The sequence below is a fragment of the Mesorhizobium sp. ES1-6 genome (genome assembly GCF_020164775.1).
In the GTDB taxonomy this organism is placed as follows: Bacteria; Pseudomonadota; Alphaproteobacteria; order Rhizobiales; family Rhizobiaceae; genus Mesorhizobium.
In genome coordinates this window covers 528416-540394 of the sequence record NZ_JAIUGU010000003.1, presented here as the reverse complement: position 1 = coordinate 540394, position 11979 = coordinate 528416, and the positions used below count along the sequence as shown (strand labels likewise).

11 protein-coding genes are annotated in these 11979 nt (G+C 64.8%); 7 read left to right on the top strand and 4 right to left on the bottom strand.

The annotated features are described in order from the left end of the window. Window positions 1–228: 228 nt before the first annotated feature. Together LB564_RS11455 and LB564_RS11450 are read right to left on the bottom strand one after the other, a co-directional pair. The gene (locus LB564_RS11455; protein WP_224537608.1) at window positions 229–1359 is read right to left on the bottom strand and encodes a patatin-like phospholipase family protein; all 1131 of its coding nucleotides are present in this window, start codon (window positions 1357–1359) and stop codon (window positions 229–231) included. 154 nt (window positions 1360–1513) lie between these two features. Beyond that, entirely contained in the window at window positions 1514–2602 is a 1089-nt protein-coding gene (locus LB564_RS11450) for a citrate synthase/methylcitrate synthase (RefSeq protein WP_224537605.1), read from the bottom strand. Between the two features lie 93 nt (window positions 2603–2695). Between LB564_RS11450 and LB564_RS11445 the strand changes: the two genes are divergently transcribed. Further along, on the top strand, window positions 2696–3838 hold the full coding sequence (locus LB564_RS11445) for a citrate synthase (RefSeq protein WP_224537603.1): 1143 nt from the start codon (window positions 2696–2698) through the stop codon (window positions 3836–3838). A gap of 20 nt (window positions 3839–3858) precedes the next feature. On the opposite strand, the gene phaR is transcribed toward LB564_RS11445, so the two are convergent. Together phaR and LB564_RS11435 are read right to left on the bottom strand one after the other, a co-directional pair. Further along, window positions 3859–4467 (bottom strand): polyhydroxyalkanoate synthesis repressor PhaR, encoded by a 609-nt coding sequence (gene phaR, locus LB564_RS11440; protein WP_224537600.1) that lies wholly within the window; start codon window positions 4465–4467, stop codon window positions 3859–3861. Between the two features lie 81 nt (window positions 4468–4548). Then, window positions 4549–4782: a hypothetical protein gene (locus tag LB564_RS11435; RefSeq protein ID WP_140702304.1), complete on the bottom strand. Its 234-nt coding sequence runs from the start codon at window positions 4780–4782 to the stop codon at window positions 4549–4551. On the opposite strand from LB564_RS11435, the gene LB564_RS11430 reads away from it, so the two are divergent. The 6 genes from LB564_RS11430 to fdxA all read left to right on the top strand — a co-directional run bounded on the left by LB564_RS11430 (window position 4763) and on the right by fdxA (window position 11835). Beyond that, complete coding sequence (locus tag LB564_RS11430; RefSeq protein WP_224537598.1) at window positions 4763–5941, top strand: acetyl-CoA C-acetyltransferase; 1179 nt, start codon at window positions 4763–4765, stop codon at window positions 5939–5941. The genes LB564_RS11435 and LB564_RS11430 overlap by 20 nt on opposite strands. 121 nt (window positions 5942–6062) lie before the next feature. Then, entirely contained in the window at window positions 6063–6788 is a 726-nt protein-coding gene (gene phbB, locus LB564_RS11425; protein ID WP_140702307.1) for an acetoacetyl-CoA reductase, read from the top strand. A 187-nt stretch (window positions 6789–6975) separates the two neighbouring features. Beyond that, complete coding sequence (locus LB564_RS11420) at window positions 6976–7212, top strand: hypothetical protein (protein WP_224537596.1); 237 nt, start codon at window positions 6976–6978, stop codon at window positions 7210–7212. 298 nt (window positions 7213–7510) lie between these two features. Next, window positions 7511–10864: a helicase-related protein gene (locus tag LB564_RS11415; protein ID WP_224537594.1), complete on the top strand. Its 3354-nt coding sequence runs from the start codon at window positions 7511–7513 to the stop codon at window positions 10862–10864. 13 nt (window positions 10865–10877) lie between these two features. Next, on the top strand, window positions 10878–11264 hold the full coding sequence (locus LB564_RS11410; RefSeq protein WP_140702310.1) for an RNA-binding S4 domain-containing protein: 387 nt from the start codon (window positions 10878–10880) through the stop codon (window positions 11262–11264). Window positions 11265–11496: 232 nt separating this feature from the next. After that, entirely contained in the window at window positions 11497–11835 is a 339-nt protein-coding gene (fdxA, locus tag LB564_RS11405; RefSeq protein ID WP_015315302.1) for a ferredoxin FdxA, read from the top strand. Window positions 11836–11979: the final 144 nt, after the last annotated feature.

Here is an 11979-nt window from a genome sequence, read left to right as displayed (position 1 = left end):
CGGGTCCGAAGCGACGACAGCGCTTGTATCTCACCCCATTGACGATTCCTTGTCGACCGTTGCGCCTTTTGTTCGCGACCCCGCCACGGACCCGCGCCGCTCAAACCGTCGGTGGCAGCAGGCGTCAGCATGATGTGGACTCGCACGCACGCCAGGGTTGCTGTCAGGCCAACAAGCTTTCTCCTCCGCGGCCCTTGCAATGCGTGCAGGCAAACGATGCCGACGGGCTCAGGCCCGACGGCGCTCTGCCTCCGGGTTCTTGCGCACGGCGAGGAATTCCTTCACCCGGCGGCCGGGTGCGGGACCACGCACCGGCTTGAAACCGTCATCGAGTTCGCCGGAAAGATCCAGCGTAGCGCGCTTGCCGACGGCGTCGTAATTCTCTTCAAGCCAGTCGCTGGCTGCGGTGCGGCCGAGGTCGCGCAGATAGGTCAGGAACGCCCATTCTGCGTTGACCTTCGAGGATGCCGACAGATCCTTGAACGCCTCGTCGGCATCAATGCGATGCATGCGGATGTCGCGGTATTCGCCATGCGGCAGGCGGCCGGCGGCGATCAGTTCCTTGACGAAGGCGATCGAGCGGAACTCGCGCAGCAACCCGGCATTGAAGGTGATCTCGTCGATGCGGTTCTGGATCTCGTTGGCGCTTCTTGGTGTCCCCTCGCGCACCACCGGATTGATCTGCACCAGGAGCACGTCCTCGGTCGCCGCCGTCTTGAAGAACGGATAGAGCGCCGGATTGCCGCCATAGCCGCCATCCCAGTAGGGCACGCCCTTGATCTCGACGGCGCGGAACAGTTGCGGCAGGCAGGCCGACGCCATCACTGTGTCGAGGTCGATCTCGCCATCGGAAAAGACCCGCAACTGCCCCGTCTCGACATTGGTGGCGGAAATAAACAATTCCATCGACTTGCAGGCGCGGACATTCTTGAAATCGATCTCTTGGGCGACCACGTCGCGCAGCGGATTGAGGCCGAGCGGGTTGGCGACATAGGGCGAGAACACCCGCGACATGGTGTCGAAGAAGACATAGCCCGGCGTGTTCTCGATCGACCAGTTGCCCCAGGCAACGTCCCACGGCATGCGCTGCACCGGGCTGAACCGGCCCTTGGCCGCCACCGCGTGCCAGAAATCGTCGAGCTTTTTCCGCGCGCCCTCGACCCCGCCGCGCACGAAACCATCGGCCAATGCGACCGCGTTCATGGCGCCGGCGCTGGTGCCGGAAACGGCCGATATATCCAGCCTGCCGTCCTCGAGCAGCCGGTCGAGCACGCCCCAAGAGAAAGCGCCGTGCGAGCCGCCGCCCTGGAGCGCGATGTTGATTTTCTTCTTTTCCTCCGCCTTGCCGTTCTTCGTCATGGCGTTCCTGTCATCCCGATGCGCCGGCCTGCCTGGGCAAGAACACGAACACGGTCGCGTGATCACATGAAATTTCGGTCATGCGAAAAGCCCCTCCGCTGCAAGGCGGAGAGGCTATAGCTTTCGAACAGGCATGAACCTTGGCGGACAGGGCTTAGGCGACGAGGTCCGGCACCGGCCCGACATACCGTGACTGCGGACGGATCAGCCGTCCGGTGGTCTGCTGTTCGCGGGCATGCGCAACCCAGCCGGCGACGCGCCCGGCGGCAAAGACATTGCTGAACGCGCCCGGCGGAAAGCCCGATGCTTCCAGGACGAGCGCGGTGTAGAACTCGACATTGGTCTGCAGCGAGCGCTGCGGCTTGGCGATCCGAAGCACCTCGAGCGCCGTCTGCTCGATGGTTTCGGCGAAGGCCAGCCGGCGGCCGGTCTCGCCGTCGCCGCCAAGCTTGCGCACCACCGCTTTCAGCACATCGGCGCGCGGATCCCGCACGCGGTAGATGCGATGGCCGAAGCCCATGATGCGCCGGCCTTGCGCGATCTCGTTACGCAGCCAGCCGGCCGCGTCGCCATGCGCGGCGATGGCGTCGAGCATCTCGATGACCGGCCCGGGCGCGCCGCCATGCAGCGGTCCCTTGAGGGCACCGAGGCCCGCCAGCACCGACGACGTCAGCCCGGCCTGCGTCGAGGCAACCACGCGAGTGGCGAAGGTGGAGGCATTGAGGCCGTGGTCGCAGACGGTCACCAGATAGGTGTCGAGGGGCTTGGCCAGCTCGGGCGAAACAGACTCGTCGTTGAGCATGCGCAGCATGTCGGCGGCATGGTCGGCCTTGCCGTATGGCGCGACCGGCTGCTCGCCGCGCCGCAGGCGCAGCAGCGCCGGCGTCAGCACCACAGGCGCCGCGATCAGCCGCAAGGCGTCCGTCAGCGTCTCGCCATCCGGCAGCAGCGCCATGCCGGCGCGCATGGCGCTGTAGACCTCAAGCGGGGCCAGCAAGGGCAGCGCTGGCACGACCCGGTCGAAGACATCGACGCGTGCCTCACCCAGTCTTGCCGCCAGTTCGGCGTCATCGGGCAGATTTTCGAAGAATCCGTCCAGCAGCAGGCGCACGACCTGGACGAAGCTCCATCGTCCAGCCAATTGCGCGAGCGCATGACCGCAGATCGTCAGACGACCGCCAAGTCCGTCCACATCCGACAGCGAGGTTTCCGCCGCCACCACATCATCGAGCCCATTCGCCATAGCCTTGTCTCCTTGAAGCTTTTCCCGATGGGAGATAAGGGTGAGCGCCATATCCATCAATCTTGATCAACAGAATCAATATCAGGGCCGAAAATGTCGGAATGGTTGTCGCGGGAGGAGGCACTGGAAAGGCTTCGCGTGAGGCCGCAGACACTCTACGCCTATGTCAGCCGTGGCCGCATCGGCATGCGCCCGGACCGCGACGATCCGCGCCGCAGCCAATACCGCGCCGACGACATCGTCGCGCTGGCAACGCGAAGGGCGCGCGGACGCAGCCCCTCGGCCATCGCCGAAAGCGCGATCGCCTGGGGCGAGCCCTCGATCGTCACGGCGATTTCGACCGTCTGGCACGGCCGCCTCATCTATCGGGGCCGGGACGCCGCAGCGCTGTCCGACCATGCCACGCTGGAAGAAACCGCTGGCGTGCTTTGGGCCATGCCTCAACCCGTTCGTTTCGAAGCGCCACCAACAGATGCGCCCCGCCCGCCCGGCCGCGCCCAGGCCTTTGCGCAACTCGCTCTGCTTGCCGGCCAGTCGCGGCCTTCCCTGGGACGGAGTGCCGCCTCGCTGTGCGCTGATGCCGCGCATGCGATCGGCGTCCTGGCCAGCGCCCTCGGCGCCGAGGCGGGGCCGGATCCGGTGCATATGCGATTGGCACGGGGCTGGTCGGTGGACGACGATGGCGCGGACGCGATCCGGCGCGCCCTTGTGCTGCTCGCCGATCACGAACTCAACGCTTCGACCTTCGCCGCCCGCGTCGCCGCCTCGACCGGCGCCTCGCCCGCCGCCTGTCTGATGACGGGCCTGCCGACGCTATCCGGCCCACGCCATGGCGGCGCCGGCGAAGCGGTGATGCAGTTGACCGAAGACGCGGCGCGGCATGGCGCCGATGCCGCGATCCGGCGCTGGCTCGGCCACGACCGGCCGCTGCCGGGTTTCGGCCATCAGCTCTATCCCGAGGGCGATCCCCGGGCCACGGCGCTTCTGGCGGCCATCGGCAACACCGACGAGACATTGCGGTCGCTGGAAACCGCCGCCATTGCCGCGACCGGCGCGCCAGCGAATATCGACTTTGCCCTGGCCGTGCTGACGCGCGGCCTTGGCCTGCCGCGCGATGCACCGTTCCACCTGTTCGCGCTTGGACGCAGTGTCGGCTGGGCCGCGCATATGGTTGAGCAGATCGTGAGCGGCAGCATCATCCGGCCGCGCGGCCGCTATGAGGGATTGCTGCCGTAAACGGCGTGAGCGCTATGTGCTCACGACATCGTGTCGAGCTTGCGCTGCATGGCCGCGATCTGGCTTTTCAGCTCCTGAAGGTCGTCGGACTTCTCAGGCGCTTCCTTCCTGGCTGGCTCGGTCGGGGCAGCGGCCGGCGCCGGGCCAACGGGCGGAAATGGTGTGAACAGCCGCATCGCGTTCTGGAACATTTCCATGTTGCGCCGGGTCTGCTCTTCGAGCGCCTTCATCGGCGTCGCCATCTTCATCACGTCGAGCGGCGACTTGCCGATGGCGCCCTTCATCTGCTCGCGAAAGCGCTCCTGCTCCTTGGAGAAAGCCAACATCGACTGTTCGAGGAAGCTCGGCACGATCATCTGCATCTGGTCGCCATAATAGGCGATCAGCTGACGCAGGAACGGGATCGGCAGCATGTTCTGCCCGTCCTTGTTCTCCAGCTCGAAGATGATCTGGGTCAGCACCGGATGGGTGATGTCGTCACCGGTCTTGGCATCCTGGACGGTGAATTCCTCGCCCTTCTTGACCATCTCGGCCAGATCCTCGAGCGTCACATAGGTGCTCGTCCCCGTGTTATAGAGGCGGCGGTTGGCGTATTTCTTGATAATGATCGGGTCGTCTTTTGCGGCCATCTGCATCCTCCCCGGACACCGGCAAGCCTGCGTAAGCAGCCGGTAACGATTGCGCCCTTTTTGAGGATATGCGCAAAAGCCTCACAATTCCAAGCAGTTTGTGCACTGCGGGATCATATAATGCTGCATAGCAGGCAAAACATGCTGCGCAGCAGCGGCCGTACCCTCGGCGCGGCGAGACGCGACCTGCTTGCGGCGCATGGGCGCCATGCCGATTTCCGGTTTGACTTGGGGTTGGGAAACGGCAAGAAAAGTCCCCAACGGCACAACAACACCTTGAAGTCTGGAGAAGAAAATGTCCGCTTCCATCGTCATTGCCAGCGCCGCGCGCACGGCCGTCGGCTCCTTCAACGGCGCCTTCGCCGCCACCCCCGCGCATGAACTCGGCGCCGTCGTCGTCAGGGAACTTTTGGCGCGTGCCGGTGTCGAGGCGGCCGAGGTGGACGAGGTCATCCTCGGCCAGGTGCTGACCGCGGCGCAAGGTCAGAACCCGGCCCGCCAAGCCTCGATCCTTGCTGGCCTGCCCAAGGAAACCACCGCCTGGGGCCTCAACCAGGTGTGCGGCTCGGGCCTGCGCGCCATCGCGCTCGGCATGCAGCAGATCGCCACCGGCGACGCCAAGGTGATCATCGCTGGCGGCCAGGAATCGATGTCGCTGTCGCCGCACGCCGAGCACCTGCGCGCCGGCGTCAAGATGGGCGACTACAAGATGATCGACACCATGATCAAGGACGGGCTGTGGGACGCCTTCAATGGCTATCACATGGGCAACACCGCCGAGAACGTGGCGCGCCAGTTCCAGATCACCCGCGACGACCAGGACCAGTTCGCGCTGGCCTCGCAGAACAAGGCCGAAGCCGCGCAGAAGGCTGGCAAGTTCAAGGACGAGATCGTCGCCTTCACCATCAAGGGCAAGAAGGGCGACACCATTGTCGACCAGGACGAATATATCCGCCATGGCGCGACGATCGACGCCATGACCAAGCTGAAGCCGGCCTTCGACAAGGACGGCACGGTGACCGCCGCCAACGCCTCCGGCATCAATGACGGTGCGGCCGGCGCGCTGCTGATGACCGAAGCCGAAGCCGCCAGGCGCGGCATCACCCCGCTGGCGCGCATCGCCTCCTGGGCGACCGCCGGCGTCGATCCCGCTATCATGGGCACCGGCCCCATCCCCGCCTCGCGCAAGGCTCTGGAAAAGGCAGGCTGGTCCGTCGGCGATCTCGATCTTGTCGAGGCCAACGAGGCTTTCGCGGCGCAGGCCTGCGCCGTCAACAAGGACATGGGCTGGGATCCCTCGATCGTCAACGTCAATGGCGGCGCCATCGCCATCGGTCATCCGATCGGCGCCTCGGGCGCCCGCGTCTTCAACACGCTGGTCTACGAAATGCGCCGTCGCGGCGCCAAGAAGGGCCTCGCCACGCTCTGCATCGGCGGCGGCATGGGCGTCGCCATGTGCGTGGAAGCGCTCTGAAGAAAGTGAGCAGTGAATAGGAGTAGCGAATAGGGAAGAATGGCTTCAGCGCGGCGGGACATCAAATCCCTACTCGCTATTGGCTACTCCCTACTCACTCTTCCGACCAAAGGGAGGACATATGACCAAGGTTGCAATCGTCACGGGCGGATCGCGCGGTATCGGCGCGGCCATCTCGATCGCTTTGAAGAACGCCGGCTACTCGGTTGCCGCCAATTATGCCGGCAATGACGAGGCTGCGGCGAAATTCAAGGCCGAGACCGGCATTCCAGCCTACAAATGGTCCGTCGCCGATTATGACGCCTGCGCCGCCGGCATCAAGCAGGTCGAGGCCGATCTCGGCCCGGTCTCGGTGCTGGTCAACAATGCCGGCATCACCCGCGACGCCATGTTCCACAAGCTGACGCGAGAACAGTGGAAAGAGGTGATCGATACCAATCTGTCCGGTGTTTTCAACATGACGCATCCGCTGTGGGGCGGCATGCGCGACCGCAAGTTCGGCCGCGTCATCACCATCTCCTCGATTAATGGCCAGAAGGGCCAGGCGGGCCAGGTCAATTACTCCGCCGCAAAGGCCGGCGACATCGGCTTCTCCAAGGCGCTCGCCCAGGAAGGCGCGCGCGCGGGCATCACTGTCAACGTCATCTGCCCCGGCTACATCGCCACCGAGATGGTCAAGGCGATCGACGAGAAGGTGCTCAACGAGCGCATCATCCCGCAAATCCCGGTCGGCCGCCTCGGTGAACCGGAGGAGATCGCGCGCTGCGTCGTCTTCCTCGCTTCCGAGGATGCCGGCTTTATCACCGGCTCGACCCTCACCGCCAATGGCGGCCAGTATTTCGTCTAGGCGTTGATTTTCGACTGGCCCACCGGCCGGCGGCCTTGACCGGCGGGTCGGGAAACCGATCCGTTTTTCAATTGATGCTCTGGAGCTACAGCGCCCCGCTGGCACCGGCTGCCCCAATCCGGCACGCAAGGGTTAATGGGGGTGGCGCCTCTGTGCGAAACCCTGTGGCCAAGTCTGTGGATTCTCGGTGGATAAGCTGTTCACAACACAAGATATTGAGGGAACAAACCAAGAAAATATCGCCGGCGCCGCTTTGTCGCCGATTCGTTCCGGCTTTGAGCGCAATGTTAACATTAATGGCCGCGATTGCCTGCAATTCCTTAACACCGAGTTCAGAAAGATTAACAATATCATAATGTTGAGCGGGTCGCGTCATGCCTCGCGCATCGTTTACTGGCAAAAGTTAAGGGCAGGATACACTTAGCATAAAACGGGCCAGTTCGGTGATTCAGCATGTGGTGAGACTCATGGTCACAAAATCCATATCTAGCCGTGAACAAAAGCCGAATCTGACGGAGTCACCGATTCGTCGCTGATTCGTTCCAGACTCGTTCCAACTGTTAAGCAGGGGCTGATTTGCGGGCTGACGCGGGCACCTTCGGAACCCGGACGGAACATTCCGCTTTCGCTTCGCGCCTGAAATCCCTATGTGTCGGCTGTCATACGCGCCGTCCAGGCACGCTCCCGACAACGAGAGGCCAGAAAGCCTTATTTCCGAGCCGATGAACATCCAGCAGAAACACACCGAGCCGCTGATCCTGTCGGGCCGCGACGTGACCGCCGTGCTTGGCCCGACCAACACCGGCAAGACCCATCTCGCCATCGAGCGCATGGTGGCGCACGAAACCGGCGTCATCGGCCTGCCGCTGAGGTTGCTGGCCCGGGAGGTCTACAGCCGCGTCTGCGAAAAGGTCGGCGCCCACAAGGTCGCGCTGATCACCGGCGAGGAGAAGATCCAGCCGCCGGGCGCCAAATATTCGGTCTGCACCGTCGAGGCCATGCCGCGCGAGACCGACGCTGCTTTCGTGGCAATCGACGAGGTGCAACTGGCCGGCGACCTCGAGCGCGGCCATATCTTCACAGACCGCATCCTGCATCTGCGCGGCCGCCAGGAAACGCTGCTGCTCGGTGCCGCCACCATGCATGGCATTCTCCAGCGGCTGCTGAAAGGCGTCTCGGTGGTGACGCGGCCAAGGCTGTCGCATCTCGCCTATGCCGGCTCCAAGAAACTGACCCGCCTGCCCAGGCGCACCGCGATCGTCGCCTTCTCCGCCGACGAAGTCTACGCCATCGCCGAACTGATCCGCCGCCAGCAAGGCGGTGCGGCCGTCGTGCTCGGAGCGCTCTCGCCGCGCACCCGCAATGCCCAGGTGGCGCTGTTCCAGTCCGGCGACGTCGACTATCTCATTGCCACCGACGCCATCGGCATGGGCCTCAATCTCGATCTCGACCATGTCGCTTTTGCCCAGAACCGCAAGTTCGACGGCTACCAGTACCGCAATCTGACCGCGGCCGAGCTTGGCCAGATCGCTGGCCGCGCCGGCCGGCATCTGCGCGACGGCACCTTCGGCGTCACCGGTCAGGTCGATCCGCTGGACGAGAATCTGGTCCAGAAGATCGAGAGCCATGATTTCGACCCGGTGAAGGTGCTGCAGTGGCGCACCGCCCAATTCGATTTCGCCAGCCTTGAGGCGCTGAAGCGCTCGATCGAAACCAACGCCCCGGTCGAGGGCCTGACACGCGCGCTGCCGGCCGTCGACGCGCAGGCGCTCGAACATCTCTCCCGCGACGAAGACATCTGCGCGCTCGCGACCAATGCCAAGCGCGTGGCGCTGCTTTGGGAAGCCTGCGCGCTGCCCGACTACCGCAAGATCGCGCCCGCCCAGCATGCCGACCTGATCGCCTCGATCTACATGGACCTCGCTCGCCACGGCCATGTCGACGAAAACTACATGGCCGAGCAGGTGCGCCGCGCCGACACCACCGAGGGCGACATCGACACGCTGTCGCACCGCATCGCCCAGATCCGTACCTGGACATTCGTGTCGAACCGGCCCGGCTGGCTGGCCGATCAGGCACACTGGCAGGAAAAGACGCGCGAAATCGAAGACAGATTGTCGGATGCGCTGCATGAGCGGTTGACGAAACGCTTCGTAGACCGCAGGACTTCCGTCCTCATGCGGCGCCTTAGAGAAAATACCATGCCTGAAGCCGAAATCAGCCCTACCGGAACCGTCCTTGTCGAAGGCCATCACGTCGGCGAGTTGCAAGGGTTCCGCTTCACCGCCGACCAGACCGCCGGCGGCGAAGACGCCAAGGCGGTGCGCACGGCCGCGCAAAAGGCGCTGGCCGCCGAATTCGATGCCCGCGCGGAGCGCTTCGGCGCCTGCGCCAATGGCGACCTCGCGCTCGGTTCGGACGGCACGCTGCGCTGGATCGGCGCGCCGATCGGCACGCTGGTTTCGGGCGAGGACGCGCTGAAGCCGCGTCTGGTGCTTCTGGCGGACGAACAGCTCACCGGCCCGGCGCGCGACAAGGTCGCCGCGCGTGCCGAGCGCTTTGTCAATTTCCAGATCGAGTCCCTGCTGAAGCCGCTGGTCGACCTGAAAAATGCCGAGCAGATTTCCGGCATCGGCCGCGGCATCGCCTTCCAGCTGGTCGAGAATTTCGGCCTCATCAACCGCCGCGACATCGCCGAGGAGATGAAGTCGCTCGACCAGGAGGGCCGCGCCGCACTGCGCCGGCTCGGCGTACGCTTCGGCGCCTACCACGTCTTCGTGCCGGCGCTGATCAAGCCCGCGCCGGCCGGACTGGTGACCTTGCTGTGGGCGTTGAAGAACGACGGCAAGGACAAGCCTGGCTTCGGCGACGTCGTCCATGCGCTGGCATCGGGCCGCACCTCGGTTGTCATCGATCCGGCCTTCGACAAGGCCTTCTACAAGCTGGCCGGATACCGCAATCTCGGCCGCCGCGCCGTGCGCATCGACATTCTGGAGCGGCTGGCCGACCTGATCCGCCCGGCGACCAACTGGAAGCCCGGCCTCGGCCAGCGCCCGGACGGCGCCTATGACGGCCAGGCCTTCATGGTGACGCCACCGATGATGTCGATCCTCGGCGCCACCGCCGACGACATGGAAGAAATCCTCAAGGGGCTCGGCTATCGCGCCGAGCCGAAGCCGGCGGCGGAAGTCAAGGCACGGCTGGAAGCACAGGACAGTGCCGCGCGGGAAGCCGCAGCGGCCAAGCTCGCGGCCGAAGAGGCCGCGCGAGCCGAACAAGCCAAGGCAGCGGAAGAGGCGGCGGCGCCGGCCGTCGTCGAGGGTTCGGAGTCGTCGCCCGATGTGGACGCGGAGACCGTATCCGAGGTTCCAGCCGAAATCGTTGCGGACGCCCCGGCGGAGGCTGTCGCGGAAGAGCAATCAGAAGCGACCGCCGAGGTTGCGGATGAGGAGACGCCTGTAGCTGAAGCCGCCGAGCCGGCACAGGTTGAACCACAAGCCGAACCTGAAACCGCCGAACCTGAAGCTGCGGCGGTTGAAGCCTCGCCCGCGGACGAAGCAGCGCCGGCGGAGCCGGCCGCTGACGCTTCCACCTCGACGGAGGCGGCCGAACCCGTTGCCGTGGCGGAAGCCGCGGCTGAACCGGCCGCCGAAGCCGAAGCGCCAAAGCCTATCCTGCTGTGGCGGCAAGGGCGCTTCGACCAGCGCCCCCGCCATCACGAAGGCCGTAACAATCGCCAGCGCAACGGCCAGGCGCGCGGCCGCGGCAACGCGCCGGCCGATGCCGCCGCCGCGCCCGTCACGCCAGGAGAGCGTCCCGCTCATGAAGGACGCCGCGACGGCGCCGGCAAGCCGCGCTTCGACCGCTCGAAGTTCAAGCCCAAGCCTGGCGCCGAAGGCGAACAAAGGCGCGAAGGCCGGCCGGACTGGAAGGGCGGCAGGCCGGAAGGCAAGGGCGGGCCGCAAGGCGGCAAGCCTGCATTCCAGGCCAAGCCACGCGAGGAGCGCCCGGTGCGCTTCGACCCGGATTCCCCCTTCGCCAAGCTCGCCGCCTTGCGCGACCAGCTAAAGAAGTAGGCTCGGCACTTCGATGGTTGCTGAAGGCCGCCAGCGCATCGACAAATGGCTGTTCTTCTCGCGTGCGGTCAAATCGCGCTCGCTGGCGGCCAAATTGGTGGTCGCTGGCCGCGTGCGCATCAATCGCGACAAAGCAGCGCAGGCTTCCGATCTGGTCAAGCCGGGCGACGTGCTGACCATCACGCTCGACCGGCGTATCTTCGTCTGGAAGGTGCTTGGCGCTGGTGCGCGGCGCGGCCCGGCCGAGGAAGCCCGCACCCTTTATGAAGACATGTCGCCGCCGCCCACACCCAAGGGCGACGCCCTTCCCGATGCCATCCCGGCGCTGCGCGAGGCTGGCAGCGGCCGGCCGACCAAAAAAGAGCGCCGCCAGACCGACCGGTTGCTCGACGAAGATTGAGCCCCCGTCGACCAGACGCGCGGTGCTCCGCAGGGCAACCGCAGGCAAAAAACAAAACCGGCGCCGGCAAACGGGCGGTGCGCGAGGCATGCCAGGCCTTCGCGGCGGCGCCCTTGCGGATTTCCATTCCCAAACCTTGGCGTCGCTGGGAATGGCCACCCTTGCAAGCGACCGATAAAGGCGTTACCTCACGGAAAAAGCCAGCAAAAACTGGACGTCCCGGAGCCGCCCGATGACCTATGTCGTGACCGACAACTGCATCAAATGCAAATATATGGACTGCATCGAGGTCTGTCCGGTCGACTGTTTCTACGAAGGCGAGAACATGCTCGTCATCCATCCCGACGAGTGCATCGACTGCGGCGTCTGCGAACCGGAATGCCCGGCCGACGCGATCAAGCCCGACACCGAGTCGGGCCTCGACAAATGGCTGCAGATCAACACCGAATATGCCGACAAATGGCCCAACATCACCGCCAAGAAGGAGCCGCCGGCCGACGCCAAGAGCTTCGACGGTGAGGCCGGCAAGTTCGAGAAATACTTCTCCGCCGAGCCCGGCGAAGGCGATTGACAACACCGCTGTAAAGGCTTGTATGACGTAGCGTAACAGGCAAGTCGGATTAACCGCCTTGACAGGCGGCGATTGGTTATGACCTCCGCTTACGCAGCAAAACCTTGATTCTTCCGACTTTTTGTGTTACATCAGCGAAACATG

Excerpts from the sequence above, each read along its gene's own strand:
- LB564_RS11455 (WP_224537608.1), bottom strand. The coding sequence starts at position 1,359 with ATGACGAAGAACGGCAAGGCGGAGGAAAAGAAGAAAATCAACATCGCG.
- LB564_RS11450 (WP_224537605.1), bottom strand. The coding sequence starts at position 2,602 with ATGGCGAATGGGCTCGATGATGTGGTGGCGGCGGAAACCTCGCTGTCG.
- LB564_RS11445 (WP_224537603.1), top strand. The coding sequence starts at position 2,696 with ATGTCGGAATGGTTGTCGCGGGAGGAGGCACTGGAAAGGCTTCGCGTG.
- phaR (WP_224537600.1), bottom strand. The coding sequence starts at position 4,467 with ATGGCCGCAAAAGACGACCCGATCATTATCAAGAAATACGCCAACCGC.
- LB564_RS11430 (WP_224537598.1), top strand. The coding sequence starts at position 4,763 with ATGTCCGCTTCCATCGTCATTGCCAGCGCCGCGCGCACGGCCGTCGGC.
- LB564_RS11435 (WP_140702304.1), bottom strand. The coding sequence starts at position 4,782 with ATGACGATGGAAGCGGACATTTTCTTCTCCAGACTTCAAGGTGTTGTT.
- phbB (WP_140702307.1), top strand. The coding sequence starts at position 6,063 with ATGACCAAGGTTGCAATCGTCACGGGCGGATCGCGCGGTATCGGCGCG.
- LB564_RS11415 (WP_224537594.1), top strand. The coding sequence starts at position 7,511 with ATGAACATCCAGCAGAAACACACCGAGCCGCTGATCCTGTCGGGCCGC.
- LB564_RS11410 (WP_140702310.1), top strand. The coding sequence starts at position 10,878 with ATGGTTGCTGAAGGCCGCCAGCGCATCGACAAATGGCTGTTCTTCTCG.
- fdxA (WP_015315302.1), top strand. The coding sequence starts at position 11,497 with ATGACCTATGTCGTGACCGACAACTGCATCAAATGCAAATATATGGAC.